This window comes from Vibrio sp. RM-41-2B, assembly GCF_024744415.1.
Taxonomy (GTDB): Bacteria; Pseudomonadota; Gammaproteobacteria; order Enterobacterales; family Vibrionaceae; genus Vibrio; species Vibrio diabolicus.
Genome location: NZ_JAMQWD010000043.1, coordinates 1 through 16,669, shown reverse-complemented (window position 1 = coordinate 16,669; position 16,669 = coordinate 1). Strand labels below are relative to the sequence as shown.

Below are 16,669 nucleotides of genomic sequence, written 5' to 3'. Positions count from 1 at the left end.
TGCCCCCTACTGCTTATCTTCAGCAGGTGTTTGAATGCGCACTTCTACACCATTACGCACACGCTGTAGGCCCTGTGTAATAACCGTATCTTCCTGATCGAGGCCTTCTCGAATGATAATGCCTTGTTCAACCTGAGGTCCAAGCTCGACGTTACGACGCTCTGCCACACTTCCCTCAGCCATCACCATCACAAAGTCACCTTCTAAGTCAGTCTGTACGGCACGTCGTGGGATAACAATAACGTCTTTCGTGTTCTTATCTCTCAAGTTCACTTTGATGTGCTGACCCGGAAGTAACTTCTGCTCTGGGTTTGGCACTAGCGCACGCATTGCAATCGTACCAGTTTTGGTATCAATACGATTACCTAAGAAATCAAGCTTACCGAGATGCTCAAAAAACTGTCCATTTTCCAGTTCAAGCTGAACTTCAACACGGTTTGATTCTGCTGAGCCGTCGCCTTTGACTTGGTCCATACCCATGGCTAAACGCTCACGCTCACTCACACTAAATGAGGTATGAACAGGGTCTAAACTCACTAAAGTTGTCAGCACGCCAGATGAAGGGGAAACAAGATCACCAGTACTCACTTTGGTATCGCTAATGCGACCGCTGAACGGAGCTCGGATTTGAGTATAGGAAAGGTTAACTTCAGCAAGCTTAAGCTGAGCGTTTGCTGCTTCTAGCTCGGCTTTCGCACCAAGAAGTGCCGCAGTTAAGGCGTCAAACTCAGATTGGGAGATACTACCGCGAGGCAACAAGTTTTTACCTCGGGTGTGGTCTAGTTCCGCTTTTTTTAGCGCGGCTTTTGCTTGTGCAAGTGCCGCTTTAGCGCTCGCGACTTGTGCTTCAAAAGAAGATGGCTCGATAGAATAAAGAAGCTGTCCTTTTTCTACCATTTGCCCCTCTTCAAAGTGACGAGCTTTTAAATAGCCAGAAATCTGCGCGGTAATATTGGTATCTTCTACTGCTTCAATGCGACCGATATAAGACTTGCTCGGTTGGTAGTCGATAACCGTGACATCCTGAGTCACTACGAGAGGCGCCTGGCCTTCCCTTTGGGCATTATTAGCTTCCCCGCATCCAGCGAGGATTGCTGTAGCCGCCATTAGTGCGACAAGTGGTTTCTTTTGCATGTATTTACCGTCTTTATAGAACAGGATATTGTTGAATTCCCATCAACCTTACTCCTTGCTGCAACTGAAAACTTCACTCAAAAGTCCCCAAAATGTTTCTAAATGTAAACATGAGAAACAAAAAGAAAATAAAGTAATTTAGTTAACAGTGATATTTAATGAGCAACATACAAACAGCTCAATCATAACTATTTGATATACACTCTCAGGCATCGTGCATTTAGGGCGCTAGGAAACGCGAATTAAGATATCGTATAAAGACGGAAAGTGAGATTCGGTGCTCAAGATAAGAACGTTTTATGGTTAAAAAGACAAAAAATGACGCCTTCATACTCAAGACCCCGATTTTGACTATTTTTTTAATATAAATGGGTTATCATTCAATTAATTCAACGCCTTCGACAGAGAGGATGACTATGATTTCTAAATGGGCAAAACGCTTTTACCAGATGGCAGAACTAGTGGCGTCTTGGAGTAAGGACCCATCAACACAAGTCGGTGCAGTTATCACTAAACAGAATCGCATTGTATCTGTTGGATTTAATGGCTACCCGCACGGTGTTTCTGACAGTGTCGATACCGATGAACGCGAGTTGAAATATCTAAAAACACTACATGCAGAAGAGAACGCAATTTTGTTCTCAAAACGTGACTTAGACGGATGTGATATTTGGGTGACGCATTTTCCATGTCCTAACTGCGCGGCAAAGATCATTCAAACAGGGATCTCACACGTGCACTGCCCTGAGCAATCTGAAGACTTTCTATCTCGCTGGGGAGATAAAATCCAAGTCAGCCAAGACATGTTCGATCAAGCGGGTGTGAAAGTCGACTGGCTACCACTAGAAGACATTGAAATTGAAGACAAAGACGTACGTTAATGTTTCGTTTTTGAATTTAAAAATAGCCCAGATGACTCTGGGCTATTTTTCCCCATTCAATCGACAAGAACCGCTCGACCTGATCTGTTAACCGTGTTTTTTCGCGGTGATTTCAGCAATTTTGACGATGACAAGCACTGACTTCTCCATCATTTCAACCGAAATAAACTCATGAATCCCATGGAAGTTAAAACCACCAGTGAAGATATTCGGGCACGGCAACCCCATAAAAGATAAACGAGCGCCATCTGTACCACCACGAATAGGTTTTATAATCGGCTCCACATCACACGCTTCCATCGCTTGCTTCGCTAGCTCAATGATATGCGGGTAAGGCTCAACCATTTCTCTCATATTGTAATAGCTGTCTGTTATTTTCAGTTCTACAGAACCATGGCGTAAGCCCGCGTTCATGTCATCAACGAGTTTCTGCATAAAGGCTTTTCGCTCTTCAAGACCCTGACGATCAAAGTCTCGGATAATGTAACCAAGTTCGCTTCGCGCCACGCCCATTTCTGCCGATTTTAAATGGAAGAACCCTTCGTAGCCTTCTGTTGTTTCGGGAGTTTGATCTTGAGGAATTTGAACCTGAAATTTCGCAGCCAAGTTCATCGCATTAACCATTTTACCTTTTGCAGTACCAGGGTGAACGCTGACACCATGAAAAATTACATCGGCGTTTGCCGCATTAAAATTTTCGTATTCCAGTTCACCTTGCGGGCCACCATCAATAGTGTATGCCCATTTCGCGCCAAACTTTTCAACATCAAATAAATCTGCGCCCCGGCCAATCTCTTCATCTGGTGTAAAGCCGATACAAATGTCGCCGTGTGGAATGTCTGGATTTTCTAGTAACAGCGCGACTGCAGAGAGAATCTCAGCAATACCAGCTTTGTTATCCGCGCCAAGTAATGTAGTGCCATCGGTAGTGATAAGGTTATGGCCATGTAGATGATGTAAATCTGGGTATTGCACCGGAGATAACACTTCATCCCCCAACCCTAGCGCAATATCGCCGCCTTGGTAATCTTCAATAAATTGCGGTTTTACGTTTTTTCCTGAGGCGTCAGGCGCGGTATCCATATGGGCAATAAAGCCTATAGGCGGCACCTCATAATCAACGTTAGCTGGCAGTCTAGCCATCAAGTAGCCATTTTTATCTAATGTCACATCACTTAAGCCAAGTTCGATCATCTCTTTCTTAAGCAACTCAGCAAACACAAGCTGACCAGGCGAGCTTGGGCAAAGCGTAACATGTGGATTTGATTGGGTATCGAACGTGACGTAGCGAAGAAATCTTTCAACTAAATGTTTCATATTTATTCTCATTGTTTTTATACGATGAGGCTTTATCAACCATCAGTAAGCTGACCTTACCTCATCAAACCTCAAGCTATGTTACGCTCTTAGCTCAATAAGAATTTGCTTTGAATCATTTTTTCATAAGAAAGGCTACTGCACATCCCCTCGTCAATTGAAGCATGAATCTAATCTAATAATTCCTCAGCTAGTACTCGCCACTCTTTTACCTTACCGCGAAAATGAAGCCATTGTTTATCGGTCATAGATTGAGAAATATCTAATGTCAGTTGATCGACCAGCACAAAGTTAGAATCAATATTTTTAGAAAGCTGCTCACTGTAATAGCTCTCTGGCTCGAACAACAGGCGCATAAATATATCCTGATAAGTGACAGCATTGGACTTGTTGTCGAACAGATATTCGAGCTCTTGATATATCGTTGCTCGATAACCTCTCCATAAAGGACTGTTAAGAGTGACTTGTTGAGAAAACGTTTGAGCTAATTGGCGCTGACTTTCTGATAGGCTTCCCAACCACTCTTCCATCCATTCTTCTGTGTTATCTAGAATAATTTCACGTATTTCATCTTCCGTTTTATCCGCATATTTTGCGTTTCGCTCTTGATAATGCTCTTGTACATTACTCAGAAATTCCCGTTCTTGATCTTTCGTTAACTGTAAACTCAAAGCAAAAAGGTCTGGTGCCGCTTTGCTTACCACTCTATCGTAATGCGCTCGCATTCTATCTCGATTTTCCTGCAAATAATTTAGGGTTATATCGCTAGCTTTTAATCTCTCAAGCTCTTTTAAATGATCGATATATAACGGTAACTCTTCTTTCTTATGCCATTCTGCTAACAATAATAAGCGTTCTTCGACCAAGACTTCTTGTTCACCTTGCAGAGAAACATAATCCTCTATGTAATCGATAACGAACCAATCGATATTGCTGTATAGAAACTTCTTCGTACATCCGGCAAGAAGAAATACGAAACAAAATAGAAGGCCATAACCAAGCACCTTATTAGATACACCCTGTAATTTAGTCACTTATTCGTATTCCCTTTTCTATTGATTAAGTTCTATACTCAACTTGTATCACTTAATATTGCGGCAAACTTACACCAGTGTGACAAATATTGATTGCCACCTTAATAATATATAGAGTTTGAAATTAACTTTTTGATCACAGCTATCCGCAAAAAAGTGAGTTAGAGCGCAATTATCGGCTAAAAAATACACCGAACGACGCTCCTTATAACGGCATATAATTTGCATGGATGTTTTTTGGATGGTTTATGGAGGCGAAGTATGGCAGCCGCTGAGCAACTTGATACCAGTGTAGAATATGAGATTCGATATTTTGAACAGGGGAAAATGCACTGCATGAGAGTCATTGCTGAAAGCAAAAAAGTGGCTTATCAGTACTATTTAGAGTGCGGTAAGCACAACAGTGACTTGTACTCTATTCGCCCAGACAAATAAAAAAACCGCCTTAAAGGCGGTTTTTTATTATTAAAACTACGCTAAACAATTGATTCTATTGGTGGTTTGAAATTAACCTTCAACTGTATTATTTGATATCGCCAAAGCGCTCAAGATAAAGAACCGTTGCCGCAGTACGAGAAGGAACTTGAAGCTTTTTAAGTAAACTCTTCATATGCACTTTAACCGTTGATTCAGAAATAAAAAGACGATCGGCAATCTGCTTGTTGCGGAAACCTCTTGCCACCTCTCTTAAGATCTGCGTTTCGCGATCCGTCAGCGTATCAAAAACGTCCTCTTGTCCTGAACGCTCACTCAAATACTTAGAAACTTCCTGGCTGTAAGCTTTGTCACCTTGATGCGCTTGTTTTAGCAACTCAACCAGCTCATCAGGCTCAGTATCTTTCAATAAATAGCCATCTGCGCCACTTCGAACTATTGCTTCTATGTCAGCAGGACTATCCGATACGGTTAAGATAACAATTCGAGCTTCACAACCATCAGCACGTAGCGCTTGTAAGGTATCGAGGCCTGACATGCCTTTCATATTGAGATCAAGAAGTACAAGATCCAGTTCCAGCTCATGCGCTTTCGCTACCGCATCTGCGCCATTACTTGCTTCTGCAACGACTTCAAACTCAGGCTCAAAGCTTAAAAGTTGATGAATACCTCGTCGCATGAGTGGATGATCATCCACCAGCATTACTTTACACACTGTCACTGTTTACTTCCTTACTATGTTGGAATTCTAGTTTTACGGTACAGCCTTTGTTGATCGATGCTTCAATATGAAGATCGGCATGCAGCCTAGCGGCTCGCTCTTGCATGATACTCATACCGTAATGATTTAATTTTTCGTCTTGATGTTCAAAGCCTATTCCATCATCGGTAACGGTTACTGTGACTTTTCCATCATTATCAAGACATTGAATGTGAATATTATCTGCTTGCGCATGCTTGATGGCATTAATTGCCGCTTCTCTTATCAACTGTAGTAAATGAACCTGCTGGTGTGCATCCAGTTCAGTTGAAGAAAGTCTATTTTTTAACGTAATGTCAGCGACGGTTTGTTCGTTGAGCGTTTCGACCATATCTTGCAATGCTTGGCCAAAACTGCCCTCTTTAATCGTAAGACGAAACGTCGTCAGTAATTCGCGTAGTTGGGTATAAGCAGCAGATAAGCCCGTATCTAGCTCAGCAATGACTTGATTCGCCTGAGCTATCGCTTTTTCATCAGGCAAATTCTTTACGCTTCTCTTTAATAAAGCGACCTGAATTTTTAAATAAGAGAGTGCTTGAGCTAATGAATCATGCAGTTCCCGAGCAATGGTGGCTCGCTCTTCCATCAGTAGGATTTGTTCTGCTTGGCGTTGGGCTCGATTGTAATACACGGCACGCGATAAAATCTGCACAAAGTTGTCAATAAGAGCTTCGTTCGGACAAGGTAACCCGGCCTTCCAATACAAATAGCCTAAGTGCTCACCGTCCAACGTTAGAGCCTTACTGTGGCAATCTTCATCACAGTCGTGGCAGCACTCTTCCCCTTCCATCAATATCCAACTCGGTTCTCCCAATTGCTCTATTTCAAGTTTGACCGCTTTAATGCCTTCAAGACTTGCAATATGTTGTAATATGGCTTGGAAGTTATCCTGATTAATACGCGAAGCCGTTAACTCTTTCGACGAGTCATACAATACTTCTAAAGACTGATTCGCATGCTGTAATTTACGCGTTTTTTCATCAACCGCTTGTTCTAGCCCTCGGTATAACTTACCAAGGTCCGTCGCCATCCGATTAAAGGTTCGAGTCAGGATCCCCATTTCATTATCGCTGGATACATCAAGCGATATATTAAATGAGCGATTCTTAATTTGCTCGCTAGCAAAAACTAAAGCACGCAAAGGCCGCACAACTTCGAGGCGCACAAAATGGACAACAAACATACTGACACAAAGGATACCGCCTAACCCTAACCCGCCAATCCAAGCTAAGTTAATCAGCTTTTGCTCCGAAAAGCTTTGCAGCTTAAATACAAACTCATCGATCTGCTTTACAAAACCAGCCACTAGGAGTTGGTACTCCGCCGGGTTGTCTCCTCTCAACACCGACTTGAGCTCATGCCATCTCATAATAAGACGGTAGTAATCATGAGTAATGTCTTCTGGCACTGACCAATGCTGGAGCGCTTTCATAGAAGGTGAGTATATCGAATGTTCAAATGCGTCAATATGTGAAGAGTAATCAACAGATTTAATCTGAATATCATGTGCCAAACGATAACTTTGCATTCGCATTGAGCCAGCAACATTGACGGCTTCTGCATCATTCAAGCTTGACGCTAATGTAAAAATTGCAAAACCAGTCGTAGCAACTGAAAGCAGCAAAATAAGAAGCATCGCGGACGCAATCGTGCGCGTCACTGACTTTTTCACATTTTTAAACAATCTGAGTTCCTCGCCCATTAACAACCCTATTTGTACGTGCAATGAACCCATTACCTTTCAACTTTATCAATATGTGATCACCTGCGACGGAATTTATTGATCCAAAACAATATTGCATCCCATTTACCTCCTAAGAGGTATTTATACAAATATGTCAAAAACTACAATTTCGTTAGTTTAAATGACAGTTTATTAATGAAAATTGTGGACTATGCTTAGTTTGGGTTCCAAGTTTCGAGGTGACTAAGTGGTAGACCTTTCCAGAAGAAGACTCTTTGCAAGAAAAGCGCACCCCGACAACGCCGTACGTTTGCCTTGGTTAACCAAGCCAGAACAGTTTACGGACGATTGCACTCGCTGCGATAAATGCATTGAGGCCTGCGAAACAAAGATTATAACTAAAAGTGATGGCGGATTCCCTTCGGTCGATTTTTCTATTGATGAATGCACATTTTGTTATCAGTGTGCAGACGCCTGTCCTGAGCCCCTTTTCTTGCCAAAAACAGAGCAACCTTGGCAAGCGAAAGCAAGCATCAACGATAGCTGCTTAGCAAAACAAAATGTCGAATGCCGAAGCTGTGGGGATATGTGCGACCCAATGGCAATTCAGTTCAAATTAGAACTGGGGAAAGTAGCACAACCCAATTTAGACCTTGATGAGTGTAACGGTTGCGGCGCCTGTGTTTCAGTGTGCCCGACTTCATCCATCAATGTGAGCAATATAACAGCCTAAGCCGTATGTCGTCGGCCAAAGGCAATAAATGAGAGAGCTATATGTCACTAAATGAAGTGCATATTTCAAGTTTGGTAGTACACGTACTGCCGGAACATCTGGACGAAATCAAACAACAGATCGAAGCACATGAAAATGCGGAAATCTATGGTGACAGTCCAGAAGGCAAGATTATCGTCGTGCTTGAAACCGAAAACCAAGGTTTTATCACAGACACTATCGATGCCATCAACAATTTACCGAATGTCTTGAGCACGGTATTGGTTTATCACCAAATCGAAACTGGGCTTGAAGAAACGGATGAAGAAGACACTGGAACACAACATTCCCAAATCGAGGGTGAAGTATGAAAATGACAAGACGTGCGTTTGTGAAAGCAAACGCGGCTGCATCAGCTGCTGCTGTCGCAGGTGTGACACTACCAGCATCTGCAGCCAACCTGATTGCAAGCTCTGATCAAACCAAAATCACATGGGACAAAGCACCTTGTCGTTTCTGTGGTACAGGCTGTTCTGTTCTTGTTGGTACTCAAAATGGCAAAGTGGTAGCAACACAGGGTGACCCAGAAGCACCAGTAAACAAAGGCCTAAACTGTATCAAAGGCTACTTTCTTTCTAAGATCATGTACGGTCAAGACCGTCTGACTCAGCCGATGCTGAGAATGAAAGATGGCAAATTCCACAAAGACGGTGAATTTACACCTATCTCTTGGGATGACGCTTTCGACATCATGGCTGAGAAATGGAAAGCTTCCCTCGAGAAAAAAGGTCCAACAAGCGTAGGTATGTTTGGCTCAGGCCAATGGACAGTAATGGAAGGCTACGCTGCGTCAAAGCTAATGAAAGCGGGCTTCCGTTCAAACAACATTGATCCAAACGCTCGTCACTGTATGGCTTCTGCTGTAGTTGGCTTTATGCGCGCATTCGGTATCGATGAGCCGATGGGTTGTTACGATGACTTTGAGAACGCAGACGCATTCGTTCTATGGGGCTCAAACATGGCAGAGATGCACCCTGTTCTATGGACTCGTATTACTGACCGTCGCCTAAGTCACCCTCACGTTAAAGTGAACGTGCTTTCTACTTACTACCACCGTTCATTTGAGTTGGCAGATCACGGCTACATTTTTAATCCACAGTCTGACCTAGCGATTGCTAACTTCATCGCGAACTACATCATCGAAAACGATGCGGTAAACTGGGACTTCGTGAACAAGCACACTAACTTCACTCAAGCAGATACCGACATCGGTTACGGCCTACGTGACGATGATCCGCTACAAAAAGCAGCGAAGAATCCTAACTCAGGCAAACTAACGTCTATCTCTTTCGAAGAGTACAAAAAGTCTGTTGCACCTTACACAGCTGAGAAAGCCTCTGAAATCTCTGGTGTTGAAAAAGAGAAGCTTATCGAGCTTGCGAAGCAATACGCCAATCCAAATACGAAAGTAATGTCACTTTGGACAATGGGTATGAACCAACATACTCGTGGCGTGTGGATGAATAACTTGGTTTACAACATCCACCTACTAACCGGTAAGATCTCGACTCCGGGTAACAGCCCATTCTCACTAACGGGTCAACCATCAGCATGTGGTACGGCTCGTGAGGTTGGTACTTTCGCTCACCGTCTACCTGCGGACATGGTGGTTGCTAACCCGAAACACCGTAAGATTGCAGAAGAGATCTGGAAACTGCCAGAAGGTACGATTCCACCAAAACCTGGCTTCCACGCCGTATTACAAGACCGTATGCTGAATGACGGCGTTCTGAACTGTTACTGGGTTCAATGTAACAACAACATGCAAGCAGGTCCAAACATCAACACAGAACGTCTTCCAGGTTACCGCAACCCAGAAAACTTCATCGTCGTGTCTGACCCATACCCGACGGCAACAGCACAAGCAGCAGACCTTATTCTTCCTACCGCAATGTGGATTGAAAAAGAAGGTGCTTACGGTAACGCAGAGCGTCGAACTCAAGCTTGGTACCAACAAGTGGGCACGGTCGGTCAGGCAAAATCCGACCTGTGGCAGCTAATGGAGTTCTCGAAACGCTTCAAAATGGAAGAAGTGTGGCCTGAAGAGCTTCTAGCGAAAGCGCCTCAGTACCGTGGTAAAACCATGTACGACGTACTATACCGCAATGGTAATGTCGACAAGTTCCCTATCGAAGAAGCTCGCGAATTGAATGACGATGCCCACCACTTCGGTTTCTATGTTCAAAAAGGTCTGTTTGAGGAATACGCAACGTTTGGCCGTGGTCACGGGCATGATTTAGCACCATACGACCGTTACCATGAAGTGCGTGGTCTACGTTGGCCAGTTGTTGATGGTAAGGAAACACAATGGCGCTTTAAAGAAGGTTCTGACCCATACGCAAAAGAAGGTTCTGGTTGGGATTTCTACGGCAATGCTGACGGCAAAGCGAAGATTATCTCTGCACCATATGAAGCGCCACCAGAAGTGCCAAACGATGAGTTTGATATGTGGTTATGTACTGGTCGTGTTCTTGAGCATTGGCACACAGGCACCATGACTCGTCGTGTACCTGAATTATACAAAGCAGTACCAGACGCAGTGTGTTACATGCACCCAGAAGACGCAAAAGCACGCAATGTTCGTCGTGGTGAAGAAGTACTCATGGCAAACAAACGCGGTGAAGTACGCGTTCGTGTTGAAACTCGCGGTCGTAACCGTCCGCCAAAAGGTTTGGTATTCGTACCGTTCTTTGATGCACGTATTTTGATTAACAAGCTTATCCTAGATGCGACTGATCCACTGTCTAAACAGACAGACTTTAAGAAGTGCCCAGTCAAAATCACTAAGATTGCTTAACCTTCAGATACTGAATGCTACGGCCGTCATTATGGCGGCCTAATAAAGAATTTAAGCCATAAAGGCGGAGATGAAATGATGAAAAAATTACTTGTCGCAGTTTTATCTGTAGGTGCGTTAGTGACAGGCATTGCGCAAGCTGAGTTAGATAATCCAGGTGGCATTGGTGGTCTAGAGTCTCTACGTGGAATGTCTCAATTGGAAGACACACGCCCAGCAGATGAGTTCAAGGACTTCCCTAAAGACCAGATTGTTGAAGATAGCTTTGTTTATCAACCACCGTTGATCCCACACAGCATCCGTCACTACGAAGTATCGTTAAATGCTAACAAGTGTCTTGCGTGCCACAGCTGGAAAAATGCAAAAGAGTCAGGCGCGACTAAAATTAGCGTAACGCACTATGTAAACCGAGAAGATGCTGTATTGGCGGATATGTCTCCTCGTCGTTACTTCTGTTTGCAATGCCACGTGCCACAAACTAATGCTAAGCCACTAGTTGAAAACAAGTTCGAGGCAGTTGATTCGCTTCAGTAATTGAAACGCGAGTACTAAGAGGTTATTTATGAAAATACTTAAAGCGTTTTGGAAAAGACTGAAGAACCCAAGTAAAGCTGCCGCTGGTGTGGTTTTGTTCTTAGGTTTTGCTGGCGGTCTTTTATTTTGGGGCGCATTCAACACAGGTATGGAGGCAACCAACACAGAAGAGTTCTGTTCTGGCTGTCACGCACCAATCGTTGCTGAAATTCAAGAAACAATTCACTACTCTAACCGTTCTGGTGTTCGTGCCATCTGCTCAGACTGTCACGTTCCTCATGAATGGACAGATAAGATCGTTCGTAAAGTACAAGCATCCAAAGAGCTATTCGCTCACTATGTTCTGCGTACTATCGATACACCAGAGAAGTTCCAAGAGCGTCGAGGACACCTTGCTGAGCGAGAGTGGGCGCGAATGAAAAAGAATGACTCTCTTGAGTGTCGTAACTGTCACGAGTTTGATTACATGGATTACTCTCAACAAGGCTCACGAGCAGCGGAACAGCACTCTACTGCGCTAGCTTCTGGAGAGAAAACCTGCGTTGATTGTCACAAAGGCATCGCGCACAAACTACCGGACATGAGCGGCGTTGAAGGCTGGCACTAAGGAGACTTCCCATGAGTACTTTAGAATCTGTAATTTGGCATATTCTTGGCTATAGCGCCATGCCTGTGATTATTCTTTCCGGCTTTGTGGCAGTAGCAGCAATCTCTCTCTGGCTGCTGTCATTTGGTAAGGATAAAGAGGTGTAACGTAACGCACCTCTACCCGTCAACTTGCCTATTTGTTGACACTAAGCGCTGAGTATCTACTCGGCGCTTTTTTATTCACAGTCACTTTCGGCCCAAAATGTCCTCAACCGATACATATATTCAATCGGTATAATAAGGTGGCCAGTAACGACCAAAAAAGCGACCATAAAGGTCGCTAAAATTTACTGCTATAGGGAGTTGTTTAAGATTCTTTTACTGGCAGAACCTGCTTGACGTATTGCCCTGGAGCTTCATCGATTGCTGGGTGGTCTTCCGAGCCAATAGGGAATGGTTCGACTTGCTCTTTAGGATTGAATTGAAGTAGCCATTCATTCCAATGTGTCCACCACGACCCCTCTTTGTGCTCTGCATTATTCAACCACTCGTCAGCCGAATCATCCAAAGTATCGTTCAACCAATAACCATACTTATTTTTCGCTGGAGGGTTCACGATACCCGCAATATGACCCGACTCACCAAGAACAAACGTTTTGTTGCCACCAGTGTTCAGGGCACCACGATAAGTTCCCTGCCATAACGCTATATGGTCTTCTTTCGTTGATACAAAATAGCTAGGAATTTTGATCTTATTTAGATCAATCCATACCCCACCAATTTTGACGCCTTTGTCTTGCACTAGCTTGTTCTCTAAATAGAGTTCACGAAGCAAGAAGTTATGAGAGGCAGCACTCACGTTGGTACTGTCACTATTCCAGTACAACAAGTCAAAATCGACTGGGCTGTTGCCCTTCAAGTAGTTGTCGACATAGTAGTTCCAGTACAAGCTGTTTTCACGCAGTAAGCTGAATGTGACGCTTAATGAACGACCGTCCATATACCCTTTTGCGTTGTTTTGCGCCTCAATTGCACTCACAATGGTGTCATTGATGTACGCGCCAACTTCGCCTGGCTGAGAAAAGTCGAGCAATGTGGTGAAGAAAGTCGCTGACTTAATACGCTTCTTCATACGTTTTGCCGCATAGTACGCAACCGTGCTCGCCAGAACCGTACCACCGATACAGTAACCAGCCGCGTTGATTTGCTCTTGGCCCGTTATATCTTCAATTGCCGCGACAGCTTTGACGACGCCTTCTGTCACATAGTCACCAAACTCTACATGCGCTTGTGCCTTGCCTGGGTTGCGCCAAGACATCATAAATACGCTATGTCCCTGCTCTAGCAACCATCGAACCATTGAGTTCTTCGCTGTTAAGTCAAGGATGTAGTATTTATTAATGAAAGGCGGAACGATGAGCAGTGGCGTCGCATTCACTTTCTCTGTTAGAGGTCGATATTGAATTAACTCAAACAATTCGTTTTGAAAAACCACATCGCCCGGAGTGGTCGCCACGTCATCACCCACGCGGAACGCATTGTTGTTCGTCATACGAATTTTCAAAATGTCCGCACTGGACTCAACGTCTTCTTTTAACTGCTCTAAGCCAGCCAGAAGGTTTTGACCGTTTTGCTCAAGTGTCAGTTTCAAGAGTTCTGGATTCGTCGCGATGAAATTCGAAGGGGAAAGTGCATTGATGGCTTGACGAGAAAAGAAAAGTATTCGCTCTTTAGATTTTTCATCCAAACCTTCGAGTGACTCAATTGTATCTAAATAAGTCTTGCTGAATAACAGGTAGGATTGCTTAATGAAGCTATACATCACCTCATTTTGCCACGCTTCATTAGAAAAACGCTTGTCCCCTTTTTCTGCTTCAATGATCTGTTTTTGGTTACCCGCCAACGCGACATTCTGCCAAATTTGTAGCTGCTGTTCCCACCATTCTGCTTGCAGTTTTAAGATCGCAGCAGGTTGATTTACAGCTTGTTCGAAGAGTTTGGCAGTGTCTTCCAAGTTCACTTCTTGCATGGCCTTGTTTAAAGGAGAGTTCACGACTGCCTTGTTCACTTCGAAATCATGCCACCACTGATGATTGGTTTCCTGAAGCTTCACAAGATAGTCCGAAAAGAAGTGTTGAAACATAGTCTTACTCCTATATTCGGAAAAAACAACGCCGCCCAAATCTAGGGGCGGCGAGAATCGGACAAATTACGCAGGAGTAACAGTCTTTAGATTTTCCGAAGTCATTTTCTCAACGTCTTCTTTGAACTCTTTTGCAATGGCTTGAAGCTTGTTGCTGTCATCCATCATTTGCTGAGAAAGCTTAGTAAGAACGCTTAGTTGCTGGCTGTTGAAAGCAGTCAATGACGTTACGTCTTTGATTTCTGATGCCGCTTTCATTTGGTTCAGACCCACTTCGCTGTAAGTACGAATTGCGTTCAGTTGAAGCTCAGTCAACACTTCTACGTTTTTTGTCACTAGCTTGTTGAACTTCAAGTAAGGTTCTAGATTTTTTTCAGTTTGATCGCTAAAGGTTTTGAAGAAATCTGTGTACATGGTTTATCTCCTAGAGAAAGAATTAAAAATGTCCGTTTAAATAATTACTTAACTGCTTTTATAACCACAGCCGTCCCCATGCCGCCGCCCACACAAAGTGATGCGACACCATATTGACCATTTTGCTTATGAAGCTCGTGAACAAGCGTCACTAAGATTCGGTTGCCCGATGCACCAAGTGGGTGACCTAACGCGATAGCACCACCATTAAAGTTCGCTTTATCTTGAATCGCGTTAACGGGAACTTGGTTGGTTTCCGCCAACTGATGAATCACGCCAAGTGCTTGCGCGGCAAATGCTTCGTTTAACTCGTAAACGTCAATGTCGTTTACCGTTAATTCTGCTTTTGCTAATGCTTTATTGACTGACTCCACTGGACCTAGACCCATGATTTTCGGATCAAGTCCCGATTGCGCATAGCTTACGATCTCAGCAATAGGCGTGAGTCCATGTGCTTTAACTGCGCTCTCAGACGCGACGATAATTGCACTCGCACCATCGTTAATACCTGATGCATTCCCCGCAGTCACAGTGCCTTCACGGTCAAAAGCAGGGCGCAGCTTGCTTAACGCTTCCATAGTCGCATTAGCCTTTGGGTATTCGTCGGTATCGAATAGCACCGTTTCACGGCGTTGCTTTACTTCTACGGGCACAATTTCGTCTTTGAATTTGCCCGCTTCGATTGCCGCCACCGCTTTCTGTTGGCTAGACAGCGCATACTCGTCTTGCTGTTGACGGGTTAGGCCGATTTCTTTTGCAACGTTTTCTGCCGTCACACCCATGTGATATTGGTTGTAAACGTCGGTTAAACCGTCCGCTACGAGCAAGTCTTTCAGCTCTAGGTTGCCCATTTTGTTGCCATCACGAATACTGCTTGGCGCGGCAAACGGAATCTGAGACATGACCTCAACACCTGCTGCAACAGCAACCTCTGTATCGCCACTAAGGATATGTGAAACCGCATCCATGACGGTTTTCATGCCACTGCCGCAAACCATGTTTACGCCGTATGCAGGAACAGATTCAGGAATCCCAGCAAACAATGCGGCTTGGCGGCCAACCCCCATGCCTTGACCTGCACCAACAACGTTACCGACAATCACTTCGTCAACCTTGTCGCCAGCCAACTTTGCTGCTTCTAACGCGCCTTTAATCGCTACTGCTGCCAGATCGCCAGCTGAGGTATTTTTCAGGCTGCCACCAAAAGCGCCAATTGGAGTGCGCTTCGCCGCTACGATAAATACTTTTTCCATCATCTTATCTCCTTAGTGCATGTATAGGCCGCCGTTCACCGACAAAGTCTCACCGGTGATATAGGCGCCGGCATCGCTGACCAAGAAGCTCACTGATGCTGCAATTTCTTCTGGTGTCGCAAGGCGTTTCATTGGGATTTGGTTCGTGATGGATTCCAACACTTCTGGCTTCATTTGCTCAACCATTGGTGTACCAGTGTAACCTGGCGCAATAACATTTACTGTCACACCCGAACGAGCACCTTCATACGCCAACGCTTTAGAGAAACCTATCATCCCAGCTTTTGCCGCCGAGTAGTTTGCTTGACCAAACTGCCCTTTTAAGCCATTGACTGAGGAGATGTTAATGACACGACCACCGCCTTTTTCGCACATCGCAGCGAACAGAGGTTGCGTAACGTTGAATAGACTATTGAGGTTGGTATTAATGACATCATTCCAAGCTTGCGCAGTCATCTTTTTAAACACGCCATCACGTGTGATACCTGCGTTGTTGATAACGACATCAATGGTCCCTTCTTCCTCAAGCAATTGCGCTAACTTTTCTGCACACTCTGCAGTGTTTGTTACGTCCAACTCAAAAAGGCGAACCTGATCTTTGGTAAACCCTTTACTGTTGAACCACTCCAACGCACATTCATAGTTTCCTGTGAAATAAGTAGCGATTACACGGTAACCATCATTCACTAATTGAGAGGAAATAGCAGAACCAATTCCGCCTTTTGATCCAGTGATCAAAGCGACTTTCTTCATTGAAGACTCCATTCTTAACGGCATTTAAAAAGCAAACTTAATACACTGATGAAATACATCACCAACTGACGTGTTTATTTATTCTTTTGGCTATCAATCCTGTGATGCCTTTTATTTTAAGTTAAACCAGAAATATTACATTTCAAATAAAAAACTAATCCATTTGCATA

17 protein-coding genes are annotated in these 16,669 nt (G+C 44.1%); 8 read left to right on the top strand and 9 right to left on the bottom strand.

What is annotated here, in order from left to right; all coding sequences use genetic code 11:
• Positions 1-6 precede the first annotated feature (6 nt).
• On the bottom strand, positions 7-1,134 hold the full coding sequence (gene vmeY / locus NB463_RS18725) for a multidrug efflux RND transporter periplasmic adaptor subunit VmeY (protein WP_134645504.1): 1,128 nt from the start codon (positions 1,132-1,134) through the stop codon (positions 7-9).
• 416 nt (positions 1,135-1,550) lie between these two features.
• Between vmeY and NB463_RS18720 the strand changes: the two genes are divergently transcribed.
• Positions 1,551-2,015 carry a dCMP deaminase family protein gene (locus NB463_RS18720; RefSeq protein WP_005373515.1) on the top strand — a complete coding sequence of 155 codons (465 nt, stop codon included), beginning with the start codon at positions 1,551-1,553 and terminating at the stop codon, positions 2,013-2,015.
• An 87-nt stretch (positions 2,016-2,102) separates the two neighbouring features.
• Here the strand turns inward: NB463_RS18720 and pepT are convergent, their stop codons facing one another.
• Together pepT and NB463_RS18710 are read right to left on the bottom strand one after the other, a co-directional pair.
• Complete coding sequence (gene pepT, locus NB463_RS18715; protein WP_258431976.1) at positions 2,103-3,332, bottom strand: peptidase T; 1,230 nt, start codon at positions 3,330-3,332, stop codon at positions 2,103-2,105.
• 170 nt (positions 3,333-3,502) lie between these two features.
• Positions 3,503-4,366 (bottom strand): DUF6279 family lipoprotein, encoded by an 864-nt coding sequence (locus tag NB463_RS18710; protein WP_109168973.1) that lies wholly within the window; start codon positions 4,364-4,366, stop codon positions 3,503-3,505.
• A 261-nt stretch (positions 4,367-4,627) separates the two neighbouring features.
• On the opposite strand from NB463_RS18710, the gene NB463_RS18705 reads away from it, so the two are divergent.
• Positions 4,628-4,801, top strand: coding sequence for a hypothetical protein (locus NB463_RS18705; protein ID WP_005373524.1), 174 nt, complete (start codon positions 4,628-4,630; stop codon positions 4,799-4,801).
• A gap of 88 nt (positions 4,802-4,889) precedes the next feature.
• On the opposite strand, the gene NB463_RS18700 is transcribed toward NB463_RS18705, so the two are convergent.
• Together NB463_RS18700 and narQ are read right to left on the bottom strand one after the other, a co-directional pair.
• Positions 4,890-5,522, bottom strand: a complete 633-nt coding sequence (locus tag NB463_RS18700) for a response regulator (RefSeq protein WP_005398453.1) — start codon at positions 5,520-5,522, stop codon at positions 4,890-4,892.
• The gene (narQ, locus tag NB463_RS18695) at positions 5,509-7,245 is read right to left on the bottom strand and encodes a nitrate/nitrite two-component system sensor histidine kinase NarQ (protein ID WP_048625157.1); all 1,737 of its coding nucleotides are present in this window, start codon (positions 7,243-7,245) and stop codon (positions 5,509-5,511) included. The genes NB463_RS18700 and narQ overlap by 14 nt, the downstream gene beginning before the upstream one ends.
• A 247-nt stretch (positions 7,246-7,492) precedes the next feature.
• Between narQ and napF the strand changes: the two genes are divergently transcribed.
• The 6 genes from napF to NB463_RS18665 all read left to right on the top strand — a co-directional run bounded on the left by napF (position 7,493) and on the right by NB463_RS18665 (position 12,101).
• Positions 7,493-7,978, top strand: a complete 486-nt coding sequence (gene napF / locus NB463_RS18690; RefSeq protein ID WP_258431975.1) for a ferredoxin-type protein NapF — start codon at positions 7,493-7,495, stop codon at positions 7,976-7,978.
• Between the two features lie 41 nt (positions 7,979-8,019).
• Positions 8,020-8,328 carry a chaperone NapD gene (locus NB463_RS18685; RefSeq protein ID WP_005398456.1) on the top strand — a complete coding sequence of 103 codons (309 nt, stop codon included), beginning with the start codon at positions 8,020-8,022 and terminating at the stop codon, positions 8,326-8,328.
• Positions 8,325-10,814 (top strand): periplasmic nitrate reductase subunit alpha, encoded by a 2,490-nt coding sequence (gene napA / locus NB463_RS18680; RefSeq protein ID WP_085343900.1) that lies wholly within the window; start codon positions 8,325-8,327, stop codon positions 10,812-10,814. Before NB463_RS18685 ends, napA begins: the two co-directional genes overlap by 4 nt.
• 78 nt (positions 10,815-10,892) lie before the next feature.
• Positions 10,893-11,348, top strand: a complete 456-nt coding sequence (locus NB463_RS18675) for a nitrate reductase cytochrome c-type subunit (protein ID WP_258431979.1) — start codon at positions 10,893-10,895, stop codon at positions 11,346-11,348.
• A gap of 28 nt (positions 11,349-11,376) precedes the next feature.
• Positions 11,377-11,955 (top strand): NapC/NirT family cytochrome c, encoded by a 579-nt coding sequence (locus tag NB463_RS18670; protein WP_005398274.1) that lies wholly within the window; start codon positions 11,377-11,379, stop codon positions 11,953-11,955.
• Between the two features lie 11 nt (positions 11,956-11,966).
• Positions 11,967-12,101 (top strand): TIGR02808 family protein, encoded by a 135-nt coding sequence (locus tag NB463_RS18665; RefSeq protein WP_005373546.1) that lies wholly within the window; start codon positions 11,967-11,969, stop codon positions 12,099-12,101.
• Positions 12,102-12,303: 202 nt separating this feature from the next.
• Here the strand turns inward: NB463_RS18665 and phaC are convergent, their stop codons facing one another.
• From phaC to NB463_RS18645, 4 genes are all read right to left on the bottom strand, one after another.
• Positions 12,304-14,079, bottom strand: coding sequence for a class I poly(R)-hydroxyalkanoic acid synthase (phaC, locus tag NB463_RS18660; protein ID WP_258431974.1), 1,776 nt, complete (start codon positions 14,077-14,079; stop codon positions 12,304-12,306).
• 66 nt (positions 14,080-14,145) lie between these two features.
• A complete protein-coding gene (locus tag NB463_RS18655) occupies positions 14,146-14,493 on the bottom strand; it encodes a phasin family protein (RefSeq protein WP_005398278.1) in 348 nt (115 codons plus the stop codon).
• Positions 14,494-14,537: 44 nt separating this feature from the next.
• Positions 14,538-15,746 carry an acetyl-CoA C-acetyltransferase gene (locus tag NB463_RS18650; RefSeq protein ID WP_258431978.1) on the bottom strand — a complete coding sequence of 403 codons (1,209 nt, stop codon included), beginning with the start codon at positions 15,744-15,746 and terminating at the stop codon, positions 14,538-14,540.
• A gap of 12 nt (positions 15,747-15,758) precedes the next feature.
• Positions 15,759-16,499 carry an SDR family oxidoreductase gene (locus NB463_RS18645; RefSeq protein WP_046875888.1) on the bottom strand — a complete coding sequence of 247 codons (741 nt, stop codon included), beginning with the start codon at positions 16,497-16,499 and terminating at the stop codon, positions 15,759-15,761.
• Between the last annotated feature and the right edge of the window lie 170 nt (positions 16,500-16,669).